Raw genomic sequence first — 25,547 nt, 5'->3', positions numbered from 1 at the left:
AATTCTTTGGGGCCGGAAGAAGAGAGCCGCTGCGCTCCCAGCCACCATCGCGGATGTCACAGCGTTCTCTATGTTTCTTCACCGGATGGACAGAATGTCTGTCTACAGCGGAATACCGGTATTCCGTTTTAATAAGCTTTTCCGTCAAATATGAGGGCTGTTTCAGCAGCTCTGTCAAGAGAGGTATGATTCCATGAAAGTAGCAGTCGTCGGTGCCTGGCATGTACACACAAAAGAATATGCCGAGGCAATAAAAAACAACCCCCATACCGAGCTCGCCTGTGTCTGGGACAGCGACCGGGAACGTGGAGAAGCCTTTGCAAAAGAGTTTGGGATTCCTTTTTCTGCTGAACTCGAGACCATCTGGTCTGATCCTTCCATCGCCGGCGTTCAAATCACTACCGCTACCTGTGAGCATCACGACGTACTGATTGCGGCGGCCAAGGCAGGAAAACATATTTTCACAGAGAAGGTTCTGGCTTTTACCAACGAGGAAGCGAAAGAGATCGCTGATGCAGTAAGAGCCAGCGGTGTTAAATTCACTATTTCTTACCCCCATAAAACATGGCCCACCCTGCTGGGGGCCAAACAGCTTGTAGAAAGCGGCAAGCTCGGTGAGATAACCTACGCCCGAGTCCGGGACGCGCACAACGGCAGCACGGGCGATTGGCTTCCTCCTCATTTTTACGACGCGTCCCAGACCGGCGGCGGCGCCATGATCGACTTGGGCGCCCATCCCATGTATACTTTGAATTGGTTTATGGGGGAACCGAAATCCGTGGTTTCCATGTTCACCCAAGTGACAAACCGCGGCGTAGAAGACAATGCGGTATCGGTAATTGAATTCGCAAATGGAGCCATCGGCGTATCGGAAACCGGCTTTGTCACCACTGGAATGCCCTACGTTCTGGAGATGAGCGGTACTCAGGGTTCTCTGATGGTACACAATGACATCCTGGAATACTGCTGTGAGGAGACCGATAATAAGCTGGTGGAAAAGACCGATCTTCCCAACGCGCTTCCCCTCCCCGTCGACTCCTGGATTGACGCTGTGGTAAACGGCGGAGAAGCTCCCAACGGTATTGATGATGCTGTTGCCCTCACCAAATTTATGGTGGGCGCCTATGAGTCCTTTAAGACCGGCAAAAGATATTGTTTCTAATGGCTAATTGAAAAAGGTCTTTCCCCCATCTTCAGGGAAAGACCTTTTTTCGTGGAACCGAAACTAACAGTATCTCTCGGCGAATTTGTTTCCTGAGAAAGCCCAAGCCAAAACATTTTTGGCTTGGGCTTTCTTTCTGTTTTTTATACGCGTTTCACACCAAAGCTGGTTTTTTCACCGTTGACATCCCATTCAGCGGTATAACCTTCCAGCTCTCCATAATGACAGGCCTCTCCCAACACATCATGAAGGATGGAGGACTCGTTTCGCCGGAGCACCTCCGCCACCTTTTCACTGTCGCTCTGGTAGACTTCTATATGATCAGTGACGTTGAAACCGGCGTCTTTGCGCATGGACTGCACCTTACTGACAATCTCACGCACAAAACCCTCTTCAATCAGCGGCTCGGTCAGATTGGTATCCAACACCACGGTGAGACCCCGTTCGGATACGGAGGTAAAGCCCTCCTTCTGCGCCGTGTCGATGAGCAGTTCCTCCTCTGTGAGGCTGATTTCCCCATCGGCAAGCTGCAGCTTCAATACCCCGTCGGCATCCAGCTGTTTTTTGGCAGCACTCCCGTCCAGATTTTGCAGCACAGTGCGGATTTCCCCGATCTTCTTGCCGTACTTCTGTCCCAGAAGCTTCAGCTGAGGCTTGAAGGTATAGGCGGTAAATTCAGACATATCGCTGAGGAACACCAGCTCCTTCACGTTCAGCTCCTGCTTGATGATATCCTGATACAGCCCGCCCAGATCCTCGTTCGCGTCGGTATAGAGGCGCTGCAAGGGCTGCCGGTTCTTACAGTTACAAAGATTTCTGGCTGCGCGGCCCAGAGTGACCACCCGGAGAACCTCATCCATGTCAGCTTCCAATTTTGAATCCACAAGGCCTGCGTCGTATTCCGGGAAGGAACAGAGATGCACGCTCTCAGGCGCATTCCCGTCTACTGAGCACACCAAATTACGGTAAATCTCGTCACTCATAAACGGAGCCATCGGCGCCGCCACCTTGGCCGTAGTGACCAGAGCCGTGTACAGCGTCATATAGGCGGCTGTCTTATCCGAACTCATCTCCTGGGCCCAGAATCGTTCACGGCTGCGGCGCACATACCAGTTGCTCATCTCGTCCACAAAATCCTGAAGCACGCGGGCGGCCTCAGGCACGCGGTATGAAGCCAGGTTTTCATCGATTCCCTTCACCGCCGTGTTCAACCGGGAAAGCAGCCAATGGTCCATCACCGTCAGCTTACAATCCGACAGCCTGTACTTAGACGCATCGAAACCGTCGATATTGGCGTACAGCACAAAGAAAGCATAGGTATTCCAAAGAGTAGAGAAGAATTTTTTCTGTCCCTCCACCACGGCCTTCTCATGAAAACGGCTGGGCAGCCAGGGCGCGGAGTTGGTGTAGAAATACCAACGGAGAGAATCCGCGCCGAATTTATTCAGAGCCTCCACCGGATCAACAGCGTTACCTTTTGATTTGCTCATTTTCTGACCGTTTTCGTCCTGCACCAAACCAAGAACCAGCACATTCTTATACGGCGCCTTGTTGAACAGCAGGGTGGAAATCGCCAGCAGCGAATAGAACCAGCCCCGGGTTTGGTCCACCGCCTCAGAGATAAAATCCGCGGGGAACTGCTGCTCGAACAGCTCTTGATTTTCAAAGGGATAGTGATGCTGGGCAAAGGGCATGGATCCAGAATCGAACCAGCAGTCAATCACTTCCGGCACACGCTTCATCTGCTTGCCGCAATGAGGACAGGTGATGGTCACCTCATCCACATAGGGACGGTGCAGCTCGATATGCTCCGGACAGTTGGGAGAAAGCTCTCTCAGCTCGGCAATGCTGCCCACGGCATGGCGATGACCGCATTCACATTCCCAGATGTTGAGAGGCGTTCCCCAATAACGGTTGCGGCTGACAGCCCAATCCTGCACATTTTCCAGCCAATCCCCGAACCTGCCTTTGCCAATGCTTTCCGGAAGCCAGTTCACTGTATTATTATTGCGGATCAAGTCCTCCTTTACATCCGTCATTTTAATATACCAGGATTCCCTGGCATAGTAGATCAGCGGAGTGTCACAGCGCCAGCAAAACGGGTAGCTATGCTCAAATTTAGGGGCGGAAAACAGCTGGTTGTGGGCTTCCAGATCCATCAGGATTTCCTTGTCCGCATCCTTGCAGAATAAGCCAGCCCACTTGGTTTCTGCGGTCATCTGGCCCTTGGCGTCCACCAGCTGCACCAGAGGCAGATTATATTTGCGGCCGACCTTAGCATCATCTTCACCAAATGCAGGGGCGATGTGCACCACGCCAGTACCGTCAGTAAGGGTTACGTAATCGTCACAGACGACATACCAGCATTTCTCCTTGGGCTGCACAAAATCGAACAGGGGCTCGTATTCCTTATACTCCAGGTCGGCACCCTTATACTGCTCTAAAACAGTGTACTCTCCCTCCCCCAGCACAGTGTCGCAAAGGGCCTGGGCAAGATAATAAGTCTCGCCCTTGCTTTCCACCTTCACGTAATCTTCATTGGCATTGACGCACAGCGCTACGTTGGAGGGCAGCGTCCATGGGGTGGTTGTCCACGCCAGGATGAAAGCTTCTTCGCCCTTACAACGAAATTTTGCAATGGCGGAACGTTCTTTTACATCCTTATACCCCTGGGCCACCTCATGGGAAGAAAGAGGCGTCCCGCAGCGGGGACAGTAAGGCACGATTTTGAAGCCCTTATAGAGCAGGCCTTTGTCCCATATCTGCTTCAGTGCCCACCACTCTGACTCAATAAAATTGTTATCATACGTGACATAAGGGTGCTCCATATCCGCCCAGAAACCCACGGTTTTGGAGAAATCCTCCCACATCCCCTTATACTTCCATACGCTCTCCTTGCACTTTTCAATAAAGGGAGCAATTCCATACTCTTCAATCTGTTCTTTCCCGTTGATCTTCAGGAGTTTTTCTACCTCCAGCTCCACAGGCAGGCCATGGGTATCCCAGCCAGCCTTACGGGGGACCATTTTACCCTTCATGGTCTGGTAGCGGGGAAACAAGTCTTTGAACGCCCTGGTTTCCAAATGGCCGATATGCGGCTTGCCATTTGCTGTGGGCGGACCGTCGTAAAAGGTATAGGAGGGATCGTCCTTGCGCTCTTCGACACTCTCCTCAAATACATGGTGCTCTTCCCAGAACTTTTCCGTCTCTTTTTCCCGTTCCACAAAATTCAGATTTGTGGAAACCTCCTTGTACATGCTCATGCTGTCTCTTCCTTTCTCTGCTTTCCTCGCCGGAACAAAAACGGCTGCAACATTTCCTGAAAAACCATGAAATTCCCTCGCCGTATCCTCCAGCTGTTGTACAAAACACCGAGCCATTTCCAAAATAAAAAAGCCCCCGCCCCGCGAAAACGGGACGAAGACTAAGCTTCGCTATACCACCCATTCCGGCATATCACATGAATACGCGTCCCGATAACGGCGGGATACCGGCTTCCCCTACTGGGCAGAACTGCCTTTCAGCTTGCAACTTGGGAGGGATGTTCCAAACAACCTACTGGGACCGGCTCGCACCAAACGCCGGCTCTCTGTACCTTTGAGCTGTTTCTACTGTCTCCGTCACGGTCTTTCTTCTATATATTTGATATTTATTCTACCACAAAATGCAGAACTGTCAAGCAGAAAGGCATTTTTGAGATTGTTTTTTATAGAAAACTCTGGCTATTTTCAAATTCATCTGCTATAATAAAGAAACTTAATTAAGATACTTGAATAACAAGGAGGGAAACTGCATGCAAAGCATCAACCGGCCAGAGCTGGTGCGGGAACATAATTTAGAAATTCTGCGGAGGGCGCTTTTTTTGTCCCGCCGGGCCACACGCCAGCAGCTCAGTGAGCAGACCGGCATCAGTACAGTTACCCTGGGCGCTCTGTTGACAGATTTGATTCAATCCGGAGAAGCCTATGAAGCGGATACGGAGTCTTCCGGCACAGGAAGGCCCTTTCACGTTTACTGTTATAACGGCGATTACCGCTTCGGACTCTCTTTAAGAATTCAACAGGAGATTCCCGATATCTATCTCTATGTGAAAATTCTCAACCGTTACGGCAAGGTATATTTTGAAGAGAAGCGCCCCTTCCTCCATTTGGATTACCAAGGGACACGCAGCTGCCTTTTGGAGCTTTTAAAGCCATATCATCCCATTGGTTCGGTGGTTATCGGTCTGCCCGGCATAGGCTTTCAGCGCTATTTCCGTGAGGAGGCAGACTGTCAATATCTCTCCTTGGAGGCACTTCGGGAACTGGAACATGAAATCGGGATACCTATCCTGCTGGAGAACGACATCAATTTGGCCGCGCTGGGATATCAACAGAAACAGGGGTTCCCCACGGAAAAAACCATGGCCTATTTTTTCCTCATGAAAGGCCGCCATGCCGGTTCCGCCATCTATGCCAACGGAAAAATACATCAGGGAAAAGAGCGTTTCGCAGGCGAGGTTCCCAATGACCTGTACGGTGTCGACTGGACCATACTCAATACGGAAGATGACGAAGAAATCTGCACTGCCCTGCTGAAGCTGATTCCGTTTTATGTCAGTATACTGGCTCCGCACCGCATAGTCATAGCCAGCAACTATATCACCTCTGCACATCTGCAATATGTCCGGGAAAGGCTTGCCGCTATGTTGGGGCAATACTGCTGTCCGGAATTTGAACTGACAGAGGACTTCACCAGCGACTATGAGAACGGCGTCCGGCAGACTTTACTGGAACAGATTAAAGTGGAAGTGGAATGGTGACGGAGAAATGTTGAAGAAAAATAAAAATTTGGATATGACGCAAGGCGAACCCGCAAAACTGCTGCTTCTGTTCGCACTGCCCATGCTGATAGGCAGTGTGTTTCAGATGATGTACAACATGGTGGACACCATTGTAGTAGGCCGCTTTGTCAGTGTGGAGGCTTTAGCCGCCATTGGCGCCACCAGTTCTGCAACCGCCTTCCTGCTGCAGGTTGGCAGCGGTCTGACCAACGCCGTGTCCGTTGTCCTGGCACAGGCCGAAGGGGCAAAGCAGGAAGAATCGCTGCGCAAGGCGGTGGCGCATTCTGTATACCTCATAGCGGGCGGCGGTATCTTTCTGGGAGCGCTCTCTTTCTGGGGCGCCCGTCCGCTGATGATGCTGCTGGGAACCCCAGAAAACATCATCGATCAATCGGTGATTTATCTTCAGATTACCGGTGGCCTTACTTTAGCCCTGCTGGCCTACAACGGGGTATCCGCCATTTTGCGCGCTATTGGAGATTCCAGAACCCCACTTTATTTTTTGATTTTTTGTTCCATTTTGAACGTTCTGCTGGACCTTCTCTTTGTTCTGGCCTTTCACGGCGGCGTCGCCGGAGTTGCCTACGCCACTGTGATTTCTCAGGGATTGTCAGCAGTCTTGTGTCTGATCTATATGCTGAAAAAATATCCAAGGCTCCGCCCGGACAGAGCGTCTTTCCGGTTTGACGGGAAACTGATGGGCGATTACCTGCGAATCGGGCTCCCAATGTGTCTGCAGAGCCTGCTGCTGTGTATCGGTATGTTCGTGATTACAGCGGTGATCAACTCCTATGGTTCTGACATTGTGGCCGCTTATACCATCGGCAGCAAAGTGGAGCAACTGGCAACCATTACCTTCTCCAATATGGCCTTTTCCTTCTCGGTCTATGCAGGCCAAAATTTTGGCGCCAGAAAATATGAACGGATAGCTGAAGGCCTGAAAAAGGGAATTGCCATTATCAGTTCACTCGCACTCTTGTCCACAGTAGTTATGTGGATGTTTGCTGACTTTTTTGCAAAACTGTTTCTGGATACCAATCAGACCACACTGGTATTGGAAGGTGCAGTCTCCATGATCCGCACCGAGGCGCTTCTCTTTGTAGCATTAGGGGCTATTTGGACGGTGAATTCGGCTCTGCGCGGCATGGGAAAGGTGAAAATCACTTTGATCTCCAGCATTATAGAGCTGGTTTCCAAAATTGGTATTTCGGTGTTGCTGCCCATGGCAATCGGCTATGCAGGTATTTGGATGGCAGCTCCCATCGGTTGGGTATTGGGGCTGATTCCCTCTTTGGCCTACCTGATCCTGTGGTTCCGAAGAAAACAAAACTCTCCCCTTGTTTCAGTATAACAGCTCATGGGAAAACCGTAAGCTGATTCAAGCCGTTTTTTCGCCCCGCAGAGTAAGACTTTTCGGCAGGATAAACCAGAATAGCGCCACGAGGACAGAGGTTGCCAGGATATCGTAAATCTTAATAACCAAGGTACCAAAAAAGCAGGATACATATTTTCCCCAGTTCCATCCCATCGCAATATTGTAATAGAACAGTTCCCATTTAGAATCGCACCTACCGCCGGTACGCCAAATGGTGAGCAAGGTGGAAATAACTGCTGTAACTGCGATCAGCAATCCCATAGTAGGCAGAATCCTCTTAGCGAACAGCCTTCCCCCTTTTCGCATGCATACGCCGCAGATCACCGCAATCGCCGCGCTCACTGCAAAATAGATGATGTTTCCGGTGTTTCCCAAAGTAACGGCCAGATAAAAATTATTGACAAAGCCCACCAGCAAACCGGCAGCGGGCTCCAGGACAATAGCGGCAAAGGCAGTGCCGGTAAAGTCCAGCCAAAAGGGCAGATCCAATCCATTGTCTGAAGCCAGGATATAGAAACCTTGGTTCATCAACACGCTGAGAAGCATGACGATCAGATATCGCTTTGTTTTACTCATCGTCCTCATCCTCCTCTGCCTTCCCGGCACTTGCCATACGGCGTTCACGTATCTCGAGAATACGAACCGCAAGGGAGGTATGTTGTTCGCCCCGGGCAGCAGCGGCCTCTTTATCCCGGCTAATCTCCTCCATAAAGCTGGATGTGATAATACCGGCAGGCATGGCAATGACTGCAATGCCGAACAGAGATGACACCATGCTGATGAGCTTTCCCACATCTGTCACCGGATACACGTCGCCGTAACCTACTGTGGTCAGGGCGGTGGTGGCCCAATATAAAGCATGGAAGAAGGAATCGAAGGTATCCGGTTCATAAGCGAACATGGCCAACGCCGAAATAAAGATATAGGCTATAGCAATCATCAGCACAGAGCCCAAAACTTTCTTCTCTTTGTCGAAAGCCCGCAGAATACGGGAAAAACTCTGGGAATAATGGAACAGTTTAAAGATACGAAACATTCTTAAAAACCGAAACGCATGTCCTAGCAGGCCCAGGGAAGGCAGCAGAGACAGCAGGTCGATGAGGGCAAGCGGCGTAACAGGATAAATCACCATGGCCGATCTGCGCCCATGGAACCATTTGCTGATATAATCATAGGACATCCACCGCAGAATGTAGTCGAGAAACAGAATATATACTGTGATGGTATCAACCATTTCCAGAAGTCCAGCCTGCTGCTTGAACATCAGCGGCAGCATGCTGACTATAGCGGTCAGACTAATGAGGATATCATAGCCATGGCTGATTCGATCGCCGTCCTCCGCCTTTTCCACAATTTGAGAGATTCTTTCACGCACGGGGCACCTCCCCTTTCTTTCACAGGTCTCGTCCCTCCGCCTGAGCGGTGGGACATTTCATTTTGTTCAGACGATAAGCAGCGCGGATAGCGGGAGGGCAATGTGCCCCGCAACAACCAAGATCAGGATTGTATAGAACATAATTCTCCCATAGAAGGATGCAAATTCCTTATCTTCGTACTTGTTTCGGATACGGTTGATATTTATGATGACTACGGCCACTGACAATATGGTCATCACACCCCACAGATTTACAAACTCCAGCAATCCCATCTGCAGTACGTCAGGCAGCAAGTTCGCACCCACCATGATGTTGGAAACCGTACCGAACAGGGCGGCAGGAATCATAGAAAGGGGATCCACATGGTGGTAAGTATTAATAAAGAGCGTGATGAGTACCCATGTAGTAGTACCAAAAAGAGCAATGAAACATTTGAGATATAACCCCCAGCTACCTCGGTTGACCTCCAATGCTGTGACAAACTCTGAATTGATTGCAGAGCCGGGAAGCTCGGGATCACCATTGTTACTGTCCGCTTCCACGGTAAAGATTCCTGTATCGTGACGAACTAGATTATAGCCAGGAATATCTAGGTTACCGTTTATGCCACAGTTTTCCTTATCATTGACAAACACCACACGATCCGCTGTATAATTAGACTCAATATACATACGAAGCTGATGAGATTCCAACGGGAAGCGAATGGTCCAGTAATTTTTGAATACAGAAGCATCCACTCGCAATAGTTGGTAATTTTCACCGTTCTCGTGATAGTCTTTTACCACCTGCAATTTATTGATCGTTCCCTTATAAATTCGGAAGTTATTCGCCATATCTAATTCTTCATTCCCATTCCAGCGAAACCAGAGCAGGAACTCCATCCGATACGAGGAGCCTTTCAAGGAAAGTTCTTTAAAGGTTTCAAGATAGGTGCCTACCGACACCTGTATAGCGTTTTCATCGATCTGCGCCAGATGCTCTATTGCCGTTTCCGAGGGTGTCAGAGCTGCATCCCAATAATTCTTTTCCGATGTCCTATCCCGATACAACGCCGTACAGGTGGAGATTAAAAATGTCAGCCCAATCCCCAAAACCAAGATCAATGTGATAAACAAACGACGCTTCTGCCAGGACTGCATTCCTTTAAAATTCATTTTACCTCATCCTCATTTTCCTTCAACTAAAACGCTCTCAGTACGAGCCAAGATGCTAAAAAGCATTATACCGTTTTTGCCATTTGTCTACAATTTCTTTCATGTGAAGGCCTCTGCCAATTCTGTGTAAAGAAGAAACGGTAAGGGACGCTTCCTTATGTGAAGCGTCCCTTCGGCGTTTAAAAGAATTATTATGACAGTTGGACAGAGACATAGTGAAAAAGAAAAACGGCATAGCTTATCAGACTATGCCGTATAATTTGATTAAGGGATGCCTTCGTTCCCTCACTCTTTCTTATGAGAAAAGGGGGGCAAAAGTCTCCTTTCTTTTTTGTACAGAATCCGAACCCCGGCTTTTCTGCCACCTATCGATAACTCTGCTTAAATTTCTCCAGGTCGACCGACTTTCCGCCATGCAGACGGGATTCCTCCGCTGCCAGTGCAATAAAGTGGCTTTCCATAGAATGAGGCAGGGTCGTGGTTCGCTCTGTAGCTTCCGTATCATTCAAAAGCATATCCAAGAAATCCGAAACAATGCCGCTGTCGCCACCTCCGTGTCCCTTCAGATCGGTGGACAAAGTACCGATGTCGATGACTTCCTCTTCCTTGCCGAATTCCCTCACACGGATGAGGTTCGACCGCATGTCCGCCTCAATTTCCCCTTTCGTACCCATAGCCTTAAAGTAGCGGTAGCAATTTTCCGTAAAGGCGCACATTGTAAAGCTGATGGTGGAACCATCCTCCATCAGGAGATTTGTTTGCTGATGGTCTACAACATTATTATCACATTGATAGACACAGCGGCCATAGGGGCCGCTTTTCAACGCCTCATAGGTGCTTTCTACTGTGTTCTCCACACTGAGGATGGAAGAAATCCAGCTGTTTCCCCTGGCACAACCAGTTTTAGGGCTGGTGATATAGATCTTCTCCGCGTCAAAAACACAGTTGTCCTTGGCCTTGCAGCCGCCCAGGCAATAGGCGGTAGCCCCCTCCGGCGCACATTCCCTTTTAAATAACTGTATACCGCCCACGGAAGAAACAGACTTGCATTTTTTTCCGATAATCCAAGTGAGAATATCCATATCGTGACAGGATTTCTGCAGAATCATCGGACTTGTCTCTTCTGAATTGCGCCAGTTGCCACGCACAAAGGAATGGGCCTGATGCCAGTAACCCACATTTTCGTTGGAGCAGACAGTGACCACATCGCCGATGCGGCCACTGGAAACCAATTCTTTGAGCTTATTATAAAAAGCCGTGTAGCGCAACACATGGCAGACGATGATTTTACCAGGACACTGTTCCGCCACTTCCAAAATTTCTTTGCACTTGCTAAGCTCCGGAGAGATGGGTTTTTCCAGAAGAATATGATATCCTTTTTTCAGTGCGGGAATGGCATGATCCACATGCTGACGATCCATGGTGGATACCACCATAACGTCGGCAAGCTTTTCCTGTGCCAGCATCTCTTCTCCGCTCAGATAACAGTTCTCTTCCGGAATCTGGTATAATTCTTTTGCCTTATTCACCTTATCCGGGTTCAGGTCAGCTACAGCCACAACTTTCATTTTCTCCGGAAACAGCTTTTCCATAGAGGCATAAGTGCTGCCCCGGTCGCCAAAGCCACAGATGGCAAATGTGATGGGTGCTTTCATCCACTTTCCTTCCTTTCCTGCTTTCATCGCACCTGCTCAGGCAGTTTCGATAGAATTGGCTTTCTGCAGCTTCAGCAGTTCCACGGCTTCTTCCCGCATTTTGTACTTTAGAATTTTCCCTGCGGCATTCATGGGGAATTCCTTTACAAAGCCTACATAACGCGGCACCTTATGCTTAGCCATATGAGAAAGGACAAATTCTTTGATTTCCTCTTCCGACGAGGTCTCCCCTTCCTTCAGGATCACGCAGGCCATGATTTCTTCGCCGTATTGTTCATCCGGCACGCCGATCACTTGTACGTCTTTGACCTTGGGATGGGTATAGATGAAGTCCTCAATCTCCTTGGGATAGATATTTTCACCGCCGCGGATAATCATGTCCTTAATGCGGCCCGTAATTTTATAATTCCCCTCCGGCGTACGCCGTGCCAGATCGCCGGTATGCAGCCACCCATCTTTATCGATAGCTGCCGCGGTGGCTTCCGGCATTTTATAATACCCCTTCATGATATTATAGCCCTTAGCCACAAATTCTCCATCCATGTCGTCCGGCAAATCTTCCCCTGTCTCCGGATCAACGATTTTGCAGGAGACGCCGAACATCTCTCCGCCTACCGTGTTGACACGGACGTCCAGAGAATCGGTAGTCTTCGACATTGTACAGCCGGGAGAAGCCTCTGTCTGGCCATAGGTAATGCAGATTTCAGGCATATGCATTTTTTCCACCACATCCTGCATCACCTTAACCGGACAGGGAGAACCGGCCATGATGCCGGTTCGCATATAAGAGAAATCTGTCTTTTCAAAATCCGGATGCTCCAGCATGGCGATAAACATGGTAGGAACACCATGGAAAGCAGTGATCCTTTCCTGATTGATGCAGTGCAGACCCTTCCGCGGAGAAAATGCGGTGATAGGGCACATGGTGGTGCCGTGGGTCATAGAGGCCGTCATCGCCAGCACCATACCGAAACAATGAAACATGGGAACCTGAATCATCATTCGGTCAGCAGTGGAAAGGTCCATGCAGTCTCCAATGGCTTTTCCATTGTTCACCACATTGTAATGGGTAAGCATGACGCCCTTGGGAAACCCGGTGGTGCCGCTGGTATACTGCATGTTGCAGACATCATGCTTGTCAATACTGCGCCGGCGCGCCTCCACTTCGCTCTGCGGCACAGAGTCCGCCAGAACCTGTGCCTCCTCCCAGGTATAGCACCCAGGCTGCTTGCTGTCGACCGTAATAATGTTGCGCAGTACAGGCAGCCTCTTACTGTGCAGGTTCCCGGGCTCGCTCTCTTTCAGTTCCGGACAGAGTTCTTTAATGATGCCTACGTAATCGGAATCCTTAAACCCGTCGATCATCACCAGTGTGTGGGTGTCGGACTGTCGCAGCAGGTACTCTGCTTCATGGATTTTATATGCGGTATTTACCGTGACCAGCACCGCACCGATCTTTGTTGCAGCCCAAAAGGTAATGTACCACTGCGGGACATTGGTGGCCCAAATTGCCACATGATCCCCCTTCTTCACGCCCATGGCAATCAACGCCCGGGCAAACCGATCCACATCATCCCGGAATTCGGAATAGGTACGGGTGTAATCCAGCTCCGTATAACGGAAGCAGTACTGATCCGGAAACTCCTTCACCATCCGGTCCAGCACATCGGGGAAGGTCTCGTTAATCAGCGTTTCCTTCGGCCATACATATTTTCCTGTATGGGCATTATTGTCCTGAAGCTCCCCCTCGTGTCTGGAGAGAGACTCCATATAATTCTGCATGTAGTGAGAGAACTGTGGAAATACAATGCCGGCGTCAGAGAGCTCATTTGCCCAGCGCTTTACCCATTCCAGAGAGATATAACCGTCATAGCCGATGCCAACCAGCGCATCTAACATTTCCAGAATAGGCAGGTCGCCTTCTCCCATCATTCGGTATTCGCATTTTCCGTCCTTTACGATGCTGTCCTTCACATGGACATATTTGATGTAGGAGCCAAGGTTTTCAACTGTCTGCCGTGCAGACTCCCCTGCGTACCGGTAGGGATGGTGCATATCCCACAGGGCCGCTACAGAAGGCATTCCCACTTTATCGAGCAGCGCCCGCAGACGCTTGGTGTCAGCATAAACGCCGTTTGTCTCCACCAGCAGACAGACGCCAAAACCCTGAGCAATGGTTCCCAGCAGCTTCAGCGTGGAGACTACAAATTCGTCATCGACCTCTCCTTCCGGCTGGGGGTGCAGGTCTCCCAAGACACGAATATAAGGCGTTCCCAGCTTTTTCGCCAACACAATGTACTGAGTGATTTCAGAAATATTCCTGTCGTAATCCTCTTTGAATTTCAGTCCGCAGCCAGATGCAAGGCATGGGATTTCCAGCCCCAGGGAATTCAGCTTCTCAACGGTCTTCGGCAGTTGTGCATCCGTAAACGGACGGGCGTTGACCGCAAATATGTCGTCACCCAGACCCCGAACCTCAATGCCATGAAAACCCAGGTCTTTTGCCATGGAATAAATGTCCGCCCATGAAAAATCCGGGCAGGCAAGTGTTGAAAAACTAATTTTCACAATTCTCTACCTCGTTTCCCTTAAATCTGTAATAGAAATCATTATACAACAACCCCTTGCCTATGGGCAAGGGGTTGTTTGCAATTTTATTTTCCAAGACTTTCATAATCCTGGTAATACAGCCGTCCCTGTTTCTCCTGCCGCCCCATCCATAGGAAGGAAACCACTGCTGCTGCCAGCATAACCAAACAACCCAAAAGGCCGAAGGTACTGGGACCTATCAGCAAGCTGGTGCTGCCCTTTGTAAAATACAGCGGAACCGCAGCCATAGCATCAACGCCGCTTCTGGCCAAAGCGCAAGGGAAAACACTTCCTGTTTTCCAGCGAAGATAAGAGAGAAACATAGAAAAACAGAAATTGAAGGCAAAACCCAACAGCAGACCGTAAAAAGGGAAACCGGCATAATCTGTGCCATAGTGATATCCGCCAAAATACAGCGGCAAATACCACACCGACCAAAGTAAGCTTCCGATTACGGCTGCTCTTCTTCCCTGGCCAAACAATGTTTTCAATTTGGAAAGAAGATATCCACGGAAACCCAATTCTTCCGTAAAGGCGGTGACGATCCCCAGCAATGGACCTGCAAGTGCGCTCAAAAGCACTTGCGTATAGAGAAATTCGCTGGCATACGCCTCGTCCTGTCCGCTCTCTGTCAACGCTTTCATCATGGTTTCTCCCATCGGATCCAGATTCACTGGATGAGAGGCAAAGAACAACAGAGCAGACACAGCCGTAAAGACGGCTGGGAAAAAATAGGCCAGCAGATAGCGGGGAATATTTCCTTTGATATGGGGCAGAATTCCCAGACCAGCAGGGTCAAATTCCTCTCCGGTGATCAAGTGGGACAGTAAAACTACCAGACTGGGCAGAAACAACATCGTGGTCAGCAGAGTATTTGAAAGGAAATCCCCGTAGCGCACACCGCAAAGATAGGCGATAATCAACCCTACCCAAGTTATGCCAAAGCCCATGCCCAGAAAAAGCCATATCCGTTTTTTGGTTTCTCTCATGAATGCAGACTCCTCAACCTTTGCGTTATGAATTCGACACAGAACCGATATCTTTTCGGTACATAGCCCCGTCAAAAGAAATCTTTTCCACTGCAGCATAGGCATTTTTCAGCGCCTCAGGCAATGTTTTCCCTTGGGCAGTTACTCCCAGCACTCTTCCACCGTTTGTCAAAAAACTGCGTTTTCCCGAATTGCCTGCATGATCCAATCTGGTGCCAGCGTGATAGACCACAGCGCCCTCCACCTGACCGTTCTCATCCAATCCGTGAATTTCAATCCCTTTTGGATAGCTTCCCGGATAACCTCCGCTGGCCATTACCACACAGGCGCAGGCCTCTTCCGACCACTCAATGGAAAGCTGGGAAAGACGCTCTTCCGCCACCGCTGTAATAATATCCACAAAATCAGTCTTCAGCCTGGGCAGTACTACCTGGGTCTCCGGATCGCCAAACCGGCAGTTGTACTCGATTACCTTCGGGCCGTCCGAGGTCAGCATCAAACCAAAATACAGGCAGCCTTTGAATTTCCGGCCCTCCGCATTCATGGCTCTCATGGTGGGCAGGAATATTTTTTCTACACACTCCCGGGCTATCTCTTCCGTATAATAGGGATTGGGGCTGATGGTTCCCATGCCCCCGGTATTAGGGCCTTTATCCCCGTCATAGGCCCGTTTGTGGTCCTTGGATGAAACCATGGGCTCCATCGCCGTCCCGTCGGTAAAGGCCAGCACAGAGACCTCCGGTCCAGTGAGAAATTCCTCTACTACCACCTGGTTTCCTGACGCGCCGAAAATCTTATCCTCCATGATGGAATGCAGCGCCGCCGCAGCTTCCTGTTCATTTTGGGCAATGACAACGCCCTTGCCCAAAGCCAGACCGTCCGCCTTGATCACCGCGGGATATTTTCCTTGTTTCCTTATGTATCCGAGGGCGTCTCCAGCATCGGTAAATACCTCATATTCGGCCGTGGGAATACCATACTTTTTCATCAGGCCTTTGGAAAACACCTTGCTGCTCTCAATTTCAGCTGCTTTGGCATTGGGACCGAAACAGGGGAACCCTGCTACCTCCAGCGTATCCACCATTCCCGCCCCCAGCGGGTCATCCGGGGCAACAACTACGAAATCAACACTTTTTTCTTTCGCAAAGGCAAGCATTCCCTCCTGATCCATAGCGTCGATAGGAACACATTCCGCATCACAGGCAATACCGCCGTTGCCCGGTGCGCAGTAAAGTTTTTCCACCTTGGAGCTTTCTTTCAGCTTGCGCACGATGGCATGCTCTCTGCCTCCGCTTCCAATTACTAACAGTTTCACGGCTATAGCCACTCCTTCATACAGTTTTCAACACTAAAAAACGAGTCTATGCCGCACATACTGTCTTGACTGGGCAGTGCGTGCGGCATATTTTTTCTTCCGTTACAGATACTTGAGCAGATCCGTGAGGGTCTCAGCGGTCACATCAGCGCCGCTTCCCTCCGGACCATGAACCAAGGCGGTTTTCCATCCGGCGCCCTTGGCGCCGGCGATATCCGCAACCGGATTATCCCCCACCATCCAGATCTGGGACGGGAAATTGGCCACTTCCTCCCCCAGCCGAAAGATCTCTGGGTGAGGTTTGTTTACGCCAACCTTGCCGGAGACGATACATCCAGAAAAGAACTGACGAAGCTGAAGCCGCGCCAGCACCTCTTCCAGTTCTGGATAATTATTGGAAAGCAGGTAATTCTTATAGCCCTTATAGAGACAGACCGCCAGCACTGCCGCAGCATCGGGATAGACCCGGTAGCTGTCTCTGGAAAGAATCAGTTCCTTTACCCTGCAGGCCGCTTCCCCGGCCTTTGCTTTTGGAATCCCGAAATGCAGATAGGCATGCGAAAATTTTTCCAGCATGCAGTCCCACCAGGCCTGTCCGGTCAAATGTCCGGCGCCGTCCTCATCCCACGGAAACCCGGAATGGGTAAACGGCCTGATTTTTTCCCAGGTGATCCCATACTCCTCCGCAAGAGGTCCCAGAGCTTTTAAAAGCGAGACAGACCACATATGATGCGGTACAGTTAGCGTGCCGTCAAAATCCCAGAAGATTGCCTTGCGCATCAATGGTGGAACAGGCGGATCCCTGTAAACGCCATGGCGATGCCGTACTTATTGCAAGTCTCAATCACATGATCGTCACGAATTGACCCTCCCGGCTGAGCAATATAAGCCACACCGCTCTTGTGAGCTCTCTCAATATTGTCGCCGAAGGGGAAGAAAGCGTCGCTTCCCAGAGCAACACCCGTCATTCCATCCAGCCAGGCACGGCGCTCCTCGCGAGTGAACACTTCCGGCTTCTCTGTAAAGAAGTTTTCCCACTGGCCGTCTGCCAAAACATCCATATAATCGTCAGAAATGTACACGTCGATGGTATTATCCCTGTCAGGCCGGCGGATATCGGTCCGGAAGGGCAGGTTCAGCACCTTTGGACACTGCCGAAGATACCAGTTATCCGCCTTGTTGCCGGCCAAACGGGTACAATGCACACGGCTTTGCTGACCGGCGCCCACACCGATCGCCTGGCCATTTTTGACATAGCACACTGAATTGGACTGGGTATACTTCAGGGTGATCAGAGAGACGATCAGGTCGCGTTTCGCCTCTTCCGTGAGCTCCTTATTTTCAGTGGGCAGCTCCTTGAGAAGCTCCGCATCGATCTTCAGCTCATTTCTGCCCTGCTCAAAGGTAACGCCGAAAACGTCCTTATGCTCCACAGGAGCAGGCATGTAATCCGGGTCGATCTGTACTACATTATAATTCCCCTTGCGCTTCTTTTTGAGAATTTCCAGAGCCTCTTCCGTATAACCGGGAGCAATAACACCGTCAGAAACCTCACGCGCCAGAAGTCTGGCCGTTTCCTTGTCGCACACATCGGACAAAGCCGCCCAATCGCCGTAGGAAGACATCCGGTCCGCACCGCGGGCTGCCGCATAGGCAGAAGCAATGGGAGAAAGCTCCAGGTCATCCACGAAATAAATTTTCTTTAAGGTATCGGATAGAGGCACATAGACAGCCGCGCCTGCCGGGCTCACATGCTTAAAAGAGGCAGCAGCCGGAAGTCCCGTAGCCGCTTTCAGTTCCCGAACCAGCTGCCAGCTGTTGAAGGCATCCAGAAAATTGATATAGCCAGGTTTTCCGTTGAGCACGGTTACAGGCAGCTCGCCGCCGTCTTTCATAAAAATACGGGAAGGTTTCTGGTTAGGATTGCAGCCGTATTTCAAAAGCAGTTCATTTGCCATCTTCAATCATCCTCGCTTTCCTGAAATCATTTATTTTTGTTCACAATGCGCGTTTCTGCTTCGCCGGTTTCCAGATCAATATACCTGACGAACAGGGAAACCTTATTCTCTTCATTCAAACTGCCCCATAGGGACTCTGTCAGCTCGTCGATTGTCCCCTCCAGCTTTACAGGGGTGGGATCCCCTTCATAGGACGGGATGGGGTCTCCATCACACTTGTAGGTATGGATAAAGTGCCCTAAACCGTCCACAGGCTCATACTCGTAAAAGAATCTCTGCACCGCGCTGGGATCGCCGTCCGTGCTCTTCAAAATGGAAAGCTTGTAGGTGAAGCCTCTGTCCCGCAGCCCGACAATTCCCGAAATTCTGGGCGTAAAATTTGGACCGTCCGGCTCAAAGGTACGGGTGCGCAGGGCTTCTTCAAAGGTGCCGCCGTCACAAAGAAACTCATAAATCGTATCTGTCTGATCCCCGTTGGTGACGATCACATCCCCTTCATGGACACGCACCGGGAAATAGATGACCAAGGATGGGTCCACAAGCTTCGCCGGATCAAACGCCTTGGTACGGATTCCTTCTCCTTCTGTCTCAAACACGCGGTTACGGCTGTTCACACTGCGCCCCATAATAAAATAGGCGATTACGGCATGCCGGCGATCCTCGCTTTTCCCAATGATGATGCCTCTTCCCGGATAGGTGTTGGAACTCAATTCCTGTTTGATATCAACTGGTTTCATAAGTAATCCCCCATCAATCTTCCTCAGTTTCTTTCAACTCTACAATTCCGTCCTTTACGGAAAGACGGCCTTCACAGAACAGAGATACCGCCTTTGGAAGAAGACTCCACTCGGCTTCTTCCATCACCCGCTTTTGGAGGAGCTCCGGCGTATCCCCTTGCCTTACTTCCACAGCCTTCTGCAGGATGATAGGCCCTCCGTCGCACACCTCGTTGACAAAGTGTACCGTCGCCCCCGTCACTTTAACGCCCCGGGCCAAAACAGCCTCATGCACATGCAGCCCATAATATCCTTTTCCACCAAAGGAAGGCAGGAGCGCCGGATGCACATTGAGAATACGGTTTGGAAACGCTTCCACAAAATTATTTCCTGTAATGGTGAGAAAGCCCGCAAGCACCACCAGCTCCACATTCCGTTCACGCAGTGCGTCAATAAGCGCCTGGCTGTAAGCATCCACATCAGGAAAATCCTTCCTGCACAGGACAACCGTCTCGATCCCGGCCTTTTGGGCCCGTTCCAATGCAAAAGCATCCGCCCTGCTGGATATGACAACCCGAAGGCATCCGTTTTTGATCTCTCCTGCATTCTGAGCGTCAATGAGTTTCTGCAGATTTGTGCCGCCGCCGGACACCAGCACACCGATGTTCAGCACAGCACAACCCCCTCGTTTCCTTCCACAACCTCGCCCAGGACCACTGCCTTTTCTCCTGCAGCGTTTAGGGCGTCAAGAGCGCTCTGCGCAGTTTCCGGAGAAACAGCCATGCACAATCCCACACCCATATTAAAGGTGTTGTACATATCCCTCTCAGGAATATTTCCTGTCTTCTGCAGAAGAGAAAAGATGGGAGGCACCGGAACAGAAGCCTTCTCCACTCTGGCGGTGAGCCCTTCCCTCATCATACGGGGGATATTCTCGTAAAATCCGCCGCCGGTGATATGAGAAATCGCTTTGACATCCGCAGCTTCCACAGCAGCCAGAACCGGCTTGACATAGATGCGGGTAGGCGTCAACAGGGTTTCACCCAGAGTGCTGCCCAGTTCGCTGTAATATTGATTGACATTCTCCTCATTGACGCCGAAAACCTTGCGTACCAGAGAGAAGCCGTTGGAATGAACGCCGGAGGATAGCACGCCCAGCAGCACATCACCCGCCTGCAGCCTGGAACCGTCGATCACTTTTTTCCGGTCTACCACACCCACGGTAAAGCCGGCCAAATCGTAATCCTCCTCCTCCATCATGCCGGGATGTTCAGCCGTCTCTCCGCCAATCAAAGCACAGCCGGCCTGCACACAACCCTCCGCCACGCCTGCCACGATAGCGGCTACTTTCTCTGGAAAGTTCCGTCCGCAGGCGATATAATCCAGGAAGAATAGGGGTTTCGCGCCGCAGCATATCACGTCGTTGACGCACATAGCCACCGCGTCAATGCCAATGGTGTCGTGCTTCTGAAGCAGCATGGCAATTTTCAGTTTTGTGCCTACGCCGTCGGTACCCGAAACAAGAATGGGTTCTTCCATCCCGGAAAGATCCGGCTGGAATAATCCGCCAAAACCGCCCAACCCCGAGACCACGCCGGGAATCATCGTACGTTTCACATGGTTTTTCATCAATTCCACAGACTCATAGCCCGCCGTCACATCCACTCCGGCAGATTTATAGCTATCGCTAAAGCTTTTCATTTATTATTCCACTCCCAAGTTTTTTGTACGCGGAGACGTCCCAAATGAGTGCCCCGGCATTTCGCCAATCCGTGTAAAGAGCTTTATCGCCGCCGGTTCATGCATTTATCTACAATACCTGCGGCGGTCTGTCGCTCTCCTGTCACAGGAGCACTGTCAAATCAGAGAAGCGTTCCGTTTAATCAAAGCGCCCAGTTGCCGTTGCGGAAGATTTCTACCTTTTGGCCGTCCTTGGTATAGCCGGTCACATTCAGTTCCTTGGAGCCGACCATGAAATCCACATGGATAATGGAATCATTTACACCCAGCTCCTTGATTTCTTCATTGCTCATATTCTCGTAGCCCCGGATCGTCTCATTGAAGCCGCGGCCCAGCGCCACGTGACAAGCTGCATTCTCATCAAACAGGGTATTGTAAAACAGGATTCCAGAATTGGAGATGGGGGAATCGTCAGGCACCAGAGCCAATTCACCCAGCATACAGGCCCCCTCGTCCATACCGATCATTTTTTCCAGCAGCTCCTGTCCCTGCTCAGCCTGACAGGAAACCACCTTACCGTTTTCAAAGGTGACGGAAAACTTGTCGATCAAATTGCCCTGATAAGAAAGCGGCATCGTCGAAACCAGTGTTCCCTCACATTTTCCCTTCATAGGAGAAGTGAACACCTCTTCCGTCGGCATATTGGGATTGTAGAAAGTGCCGTCCTGCAGGGTATCTCCTCCCCCATGCCACTCCGCTTCCGGAATCAGCCAGCATTTAAAATCTGTGCCATTGCTGCTCTCATAATGGAGATACTCAAGCTGGCAGCTGTTGAGCTTTTCACATTTCGCCTTAAGCTCCTCATTGTGCCGATCCCATGCCTCCTTGGGGTCGTTGTCTTCAGAAACCCGCACCGTCATGAGGATGGCTTCCCAAAGCTTTTCCACTGCTGTGCTGGTCCGCTCATTGGGAAACACCTTTTTCGCCCATTTCTTGGAGGGAACCGCGATAATGGTCCACTGATTTTTGTTGTCCATTGCTTCCCTGTATGCCTTCAGAACCTTCCCGCGAACAGCGCCGGCTTTCTGCATTTTATCCACATTGACGCCTTTGAGACCGTCGGGATCCGCTGAAGAGATATGGATGAGGGCCGGCAGCGTATCCACAAGATACTGCTGACGCGCCTTTTCCCACTCCTCCACACGGGAAAGCTGTGTCAGTGTTTCATGGCGGTACTGAAGCTTACTGACCGCTTGATCCTGCCAATTCATACTCACCCATTTGGCGCCGGCACGATAGGCCTCTTCCGCTACCATCTCCGCAAATTCATGCTGTTCCACCTCGGAAAAAATCACACAGCCCTGGCCCTTCTTCAGATTGACGCCCGACTTTACGGCCAGCTGAGCATATTTTTTCAAAATAGTCTTTTTCATTGTTGTAAAATATTCCTTTCTTTCATTCCAAAAATTTCTTCTCCCCACTTTACAGCTGGGCTACCTTCTCCTGAAGGGCTTCATTCTTTTTGGCGACGCCCTCTTCCATCTCTCTCTTCATGCCGTTCAATTTCTGGGCAAGGCAGTCATCGGAGAGCGCAAGCATCTGAGCTGCCAGGATGGCCGCATTGTCCGCTCCGTCGATGGCCACGGTAGCCACAGGGATGCCTGAAGGCATCTGCACCGTAGCGAGAAGGGCGTCCAAACCATCCAATGTGGAGGATTTTACCGGAATACCGATCACCGGCAGAGTGGTATGTGCTGCCAGCACTCCAGCCAAATGTGCCGCTTTTCCTGCAGCTGCAATAATAACGCCGAAGCCGTTTTCTCTGGCGCTTTCCGAAAATGCAGCAGCGGCGGCAGGCGTTCTGTGCGCCGACATCACCCTGACCTCTGTTTCAATCCCCATCCCTTTCAGCCGTTTGATGGCTGGTACCAGCACTGGAAAATCACTGTCGCTACCCATAATAACTGCCACTTTTTTACTCATATTGATCCCCTTTCTCACGCCGGGCCGCTTTTGAAGCGGTTATGACGCAGCCAAATTTTCGAATTGTTTTAAGGTGTGAAGAACACAAGACCGAATTTCAGGTTTCTTTTCAACTTTCTTTTACGTCTTTACCGGCTGGCAAAGAAAAACGCGCATTGCATCAGCAGTATGCGCGCACGGACGATCAGTCCCAAAACCAATTTGGGACCTCTTCAAATTTTACATAGATTCGCTTGATCTGAAGTTCTTTTTTAAACACGGCGATAACCTGGTCAGTAAAATCAGAATAGAATTTTCTGTCAGCAGAGCCCAACACCATAACGTTTACAAAAGCAAAGGGCCCCTCATTCTCCCCGCCGAACCAAAGCCTGCAGCAATCGGAAAACTGAATCATCAGGCTCGACTCCGATTTTCCGGGTATCAAAGAAATTGCACGACCAAGTTCTGCTTTCAGGGCAGTCTCCTGCACTTTGGTAAGGCTGCAGCTCAATTTCACATCAATAAAAGGCATAGTTTCTCTCCCTTCGTGCTTTTCCTACAGGATGAAGTATACACTGAATTCCCAAAAATATCAAGTTCCGGTGTTTTTTTAAATCCCCATTCGAGAAAACACGAAGATTTTTTTCAATGACTTTCCAAAACAGCTTTCCAATCAGATTTTTCTCTGAAAATGAGGAGGCCCGGCCTCTTGTCAGAGCTCCGGGTCCTCATCTGTACTGTGTGCTGAACGTAAATGATTTACAAGGTAACTTTGTGAAAAACTTTCTTCCCTTTTTTGAGGATCAGCTGTCCCTCAGAAAAATCAGTTTCCGAGAACGTTTTTCCAATGTCTGTCACCTTTTCCTCCACAGCTGACACGCCGCCCTGCTGTACCAGCCTGCGGGCCTCCCCCTTGGAAGCGGCAAGTCCCGTTTTTACCAAAAGATCGAGAATGGAAATTTTCCCGTCCGCAAAATCCTCCGCAGAAAGCGCGGTAGTAGGCATATTTGTAGTATTGCCCCTGGCGCCGAAAAGCGCTTTGGCGCCTTCCTGCGCTTTCGCAGCCTCCTCTTCGCCATGGACCAGCTTCGTCAGTTCAAAGGCCAAAATTTCCTTGGCCCGGTTCAGCTGGCTGCCCTCCCAATGCGCCATTTCCTCAATCTGTTCCAAAGGCAGGAAAGTGAGCATCCGCAGACACTTGAGCACATCAGCGTCATCCACATTCCTCCAATACTGATAGAAATCAAAAGGAGACGTCTTATTGGGATCCAGCCAGACAGCGTTGCCTGCGGTTTTTCCCATCTTATTTCCCTGGGAATCCGTGAGCAGGGTGATGGTCATGGCATGGGCGTCTTCACCAAGTTTGCGGCGGATCAGTTCCGTACCGCCCAGCATGTTGCTCCATTGATCATCTCCGCCGAACTGCATATTACATCCATATTTCTGGAACAGCATATAAAAATCGTAGCTCTGCATGATCATATAGTTAAATTCCAGGAAGGACAGACCTTTTTCCATGCGCTGCTTATAGCAGTCGGCCCGCAGCATATTGTTCACGGAGAAGCAGGCTCCCACTTCGCGGAGCAGCTCCACATAGTTGAGGCTCAAAAGCCAATCGGCATTGTTCACCATCATTGCTTTGTCCTCACCGAACTCAATGAAGTTTTCCATTTGCCGCTTGAAACAGGCGGCATTGTAGTCGATATCTTCCTTGGTCAGCATCTTCCGCATATCTGTACGGCCGGAAGGATCTCCGATCATAGTAGTACCCCCGCCGATGAGGGCAATCGGTTTGTTCCCTGCCATCTGCAGGCGCTTCATCAGCGTCAGCGCCATAAAATGTCCCGCTGTCAAACTGTCTGCGGTGCAGTCAAAGCCGATATAGAACACTGCTTTCCCCGCATTGACCATACTCTTGATCTCTTCTTCGTTGGTGACCTGGGCGATCAGACCTCTGGCCTGTAATTCCTCATAAACTCCCATTTTTTCCATCCTTTCCGTGTTTCTTTAATTTTTCATAAAAGACAAGGGTCATACCCTCTTTTATCGTGTTTTCTTTTCCGGTCCTGCGATATCCCATTTCTCATAAAGATGACAGAGCTTCGGCTCCTGTTTGATCGTATCGAGATTCCAGCTTTTTGCAAAAGGATACAGCTCTTCTATCGCCGATAGAGCCTGCTGCGCATACCTATTCCCCTGATATTCCGGCAAAACATAAAGGCCTATGCGGTAGCATTCTGCCTCTTGGCGCTGGACTCGGATCGCTCCGGCCTTTTCACCGTTTACCATAATGTAATAATAGTCGGAGCCCGCCCTTTGAAGGCGTTCTATTGTTTTTTCCAAGCTCTCCGCCGCAGGATTCGTTTCGTAGTCCTGATATTTTTGCAGCAGCTGAGAAAAAGAACGGCGCTGCATTTCATGCAGCTGCTCTGCGTCTTCCAGACTTGCCTTCTTTAGAATCATTTCTACAATCTTCCTTTTTATAAGACAAACAAAACGCCCCCTGTACACGCACGGATGCGTTTCCAGAGGGCGATTAAAACCGCGGTACCACCTCAATTTACCACAGCCTTACAGTCTGCGGCCTTACCAGGCACTTTCATGCCCTTGCAGAATAACGCCTGCCATACGGCCGCCTCTACTTGCTGTAAAAACTTTCAAAGCGGCAGCTCGGGAAAGTATGTTCAGCCGCTGTCATGCTCCTGCTTCCACCAACCGCAGGCTCTCTGTGCCATATCAGGCAGCGCTTACTTCGTTCCGTCATAGCTGTTGAGTGCTATTATAAAGCCGTCGT

At 50.3% G+C, this 25,547-nt stretch carries 21 protein-coding genes and 1 other annotated feature; of the genes, 3 read left to right on the top strand and 18 right to left on the bottom strand.

The genetic code is table 11. The features are described from left to right. The first annotated feature begins 193 nt into the window (after window positions 1-193). Window positions 194-1,162: a Gfo/Idh/MocA family protein gene (locus tag BN3911_RS11050; protein ID WP_066865488.1), complete on the top strand. Its 969-nt coding sequence runs from the start codon at window positions 194-196 to the stop codon at window positions 1,160-1,162. A 143-nt stretch (window positions 1,163-1,305) separates the two neighbouring features. On the opposite strand, the gene ileS is transcribed toward BN3911_RS11050, so the two are convergent. Then, a complete protein-coding gene (gene ileS, locus BN3911_RS11045) occupies window positions 1,306-4,419 on the bottom strand; it encodes an isoleucine--tRNA ligase (RefSeq protein ID WP_066867811.1) in 3,114 nt (1,037 codons plus the stop codon). A 536-nt stretch (window positions 4,420-4,955) separates the two neighbouring features. Here ileS and BN3911_RS11040 point away from each other — a divergent pair. Together BN3911_RS11040 and BN3911_RS11035 are read left to right on the top strand one after the other, a co-directional pair. Next, complete coding sequence (locus BN3911_RS11040) at window positions 4,956-5,963, top strand: ROK family protein (RefSeq protein WP_066865485.1); 1,008 nt, start codon at window positions 4,956-4,958, stop codon at window positions 5,961-5,963. Window positions 5,964-5,970: 7 nt separating this feature from the next. Beyond that, the gene (locus tag BN3911_RS11035; RefSeq protein ID WP_066865482.1) at window positions 5,971-7,335 is read left to right on the top strand and encodes an MATE family efflux transporter; all 1,365 of its coding nucleotides are present in this window, start codon (window positions 5,971-5,973) and stop codon (window positions 7,333-7,335) included. Between the two features lie 27 nt (window positions 7,336-7,362). Here the strand turns inward: BN3911_RS11035 and BN3911_RS11030 are convergent, their stop codons facing one another. The 17 genes from BN3911_RS11030 to BN3911_RS10950 all read right to left on the bottom strand — a co-directional run bounded on the left by BN3911_RS11030 (window position 7,363) and on the right by BN3911_RS10950 (window position 25,216). Beyond that, window positions 7,363-7,935: a hypothetical protein gene (locus BN3911_RS11030; RefSeq protein ID WP_066865479.1), complete on the bottom strand. Its 573-nt coding sequence runs from the start codon at window positions 7,933-7,935 to the stop codon at window positions 7,363-7,365. After that, window positions 7,928-8,734 carry an ion transporter gene (locus BN3911_RS11025; protein ID WP_066865476.1) on the bottom strand — a complete coding sequence of 269 codons (807 nt, stop codon included), beginning with the start codon at window positions 8,732-8,734 and terminating at the stop codon, window positions 7,928-7,930. The genes BN3911_RS11030 and BN3911_RS11025 overlap by 8 nt, the downstream gene beginning before the upstream one ends. Window positions 8,735-8,800: 66 nt before the next feature. Continuing rightward, window positions 8,801-9,889, bottom strand: coding sequence for a ligand-gated ion channel (locus BN3911_RS11020; protein ID WP_066865473.1), 1,089 nt, complete (start codon window positions 9,887-9,889; stop codon window positions 8,801-8,803). A 365-nt stretch (window positions 9,890-10,254) separates the two neighbouring features. Then, window positions 10,255-11,544: a Gfo/Idh/MocA family protein gene (locus tag BN3911_RS11015; protein WP_066865470.1), complete on the bottom strand. Its 1,290-nt coding sequence runs from the start codon at window positions 11,542-11,544 to the stop codon at window positions 10,255-10,257. Window positions 11,545-11,580: 36 nt separating this feature from the next. Further along, window positions 11,581-14,052 (bottom strand): AMP-binding protein, encoded by a 2,472-nt coding sequence (locus BN3911_RS11010; protein ID WP_306286821.1) that lies wholly within the window; start codon window positions 14,050-14,052, stop codon window positions 11,581-11,583. 146 nt (window positions 14,053-14,198) lie between these two features. After that, window positions 14,199-15,122, bottom strand: coding sequence for a CPBP family intramembrane glutamic endopeptidase (locus BN3911_RS11005; protein ID WP_066865465.1), 924 nt, complete (start codon window positions 15,120-15,122; stop codon window positions 14,199-14,201). A 25-nt stretch (window positions 15,123-15,147) separates the two neighbouring features. Beyond that, complete coding sequence (purD, locus tag BN3911_RS11000; protein ID WP_066865462.1) at window positions 15,148-16,437, bottom strand: phosphoribosylamine--glycine ligase; 1,290 nt, start codon at window positions 16,435-16,437, stop codon at window positions 15,148-15,150. Between the two features lie 102 nt (window positions 16,438-16,539). Then, window positions 16,540-17,217: an HAD family hydrolase gene (locus BN3911_RS10995; protein ID WP_066865459.1), complete on the bottom strand. Its 678-nt coding sequence runs from the start codon at window positions 17,215-17,217 to the stop codon at window positions 16,540-16,542. Next, the gene (locus tag BN3911_RS10990) at window positions 17,217-18,395 is read right to left on the bottom strand and encodes a phosphoribosylaminoimidazolecarboxamide formyltransferase (protein WP_066867808.1); all 1,179 of its coding nucleotides are present in this window, start codon (window positions 18,393-18,395) and stop codon (window positions 17,217-17,219) included. The genes BN3911_RS10995 and BN3911_RS10990 overlap by 1 nt, the downstream gene beginning before the upstream one ends. Before the next feature lie 26 nt (window positions 18,396-18,421). Next, the gene (locus tag BN3911_RS10985; RefSeq protein ID WP_066865455.1) at window positions 18,422-19,132 is read right to left on the bottom strand and encodes an IMP cyclohydrolase; all 711 of its coding nucleotides are present in this window, start codon (window positions 19,130-19,132) and stop codon (window positions 18,422-18,424) included. Between the two features lie 13 nt (window positions 19,133-19,145). Then, window positions 19,146-19,784, bottom strand: coding sequence for a phosphoribosylglycinamide formyltransferase (gene purN, locus BN3911_RS10980; RefSeq protein ID WP_066865452.1), 639 nt, complete (start codon window positions 19,782-19,784; stop codon window positions 19,146-19,148). Further along, window positions 19,778-20,812: a phosphoribosylformylglycinamidine cyclo-ligase gene (gene purM / locus BN3911_RS10975; RefSeq protein ID WP_066865449.1), complete on the bottom strand. Its 1,035-nt coding sequence runs from the start codon at window positions 20,810-20,812 to the stop codon at window positions 19,778-19,780. The genes purN and purM overlap by 7 nt, the downstream gene beginning before the upstream one ends. 182 nt (window positions 20,813-20,994) lie before the next feature. Further along, complete coding sequence (locus BN3911_RS10970) at window positions 20,995-22,224, bottom strand: aminopeptidase (protein WP_066867805.1); 1,230 nt, start codon at window positions 22,222-22,224, stop codon at window positions 20,995-20,997. Between the two features lie 49 nt (window positions 22,225-22,273). Then, a complete protein-coding gene (gene purE / locus BN3911_RS10965; protein WP_066865447.1) occupies window positions 22,274-22,774 on the bottom strand; it encodes a 5-(carboxyamino)imidazole ribonucleotide mutase in 501 nt (166 codons plus the stop codon). Between the two features lie 184 nt (window positions 22,775-22,958). Continuing rightward, the gene (locus BN3911_RS10960; protein ID WP_066865444.1) at window positions 22,959-23,285 is read right to left on the bottom strand and encodes a tautomerase family protein; all 327 of its coding nucleotides are present in this window, start codon (window positions 23,283-23,285) and stop codon (window positions 22,959-22,961) included. Between the two features lie 227 nt (window positions 23,286-23,512). Next, complete coding sequence (tyrS, locus tag BN3911_RS10955) at window positions 23,513-24,736, bottom strand: tyrosine--tRNA ligase (RefSeq protein WP_066865442.1); 1,224 nt, start codon at window positions 24,734-24,736, stop codon at window positions 23,513-23,515. Window positions 24,737-24,796: 60 nt separating this feature from the next. After that, complete coding sequence (locus tag BN3911_RS10950; protein WP_242871119.1) at window positions 24,797-25,216, bottom strand: GNAT family N-acetyltransferase; 420 nt, start codon at window positions 25,214-25,216, stop codon at window positions 24,797-24,799. A gap of 62 nt (window positions 25,217-25,278) precedes the next feature. Then, window positions 25,279-25,526, bottom strand: a binding site (T-box leader). Window positions 25,527-25,547 lie beyond the last annotated feature (21 nt).

It is taken from the genome of Neglectibacter timonensis, assembly GCF_900048895.1.
In the GTDB taxonomy this organism is placed as follows: domain Bacteria; phylum Bacillota; class Clostridia; order Oscillospirales; family Acutalibacteraceae; genus Acutalibacter; species Acutalibacter timonensis.
Note: the sequence above shows the minus strand (reverse complement) of the source record. Positions and strands in the feature narration are given on the sequence as shown.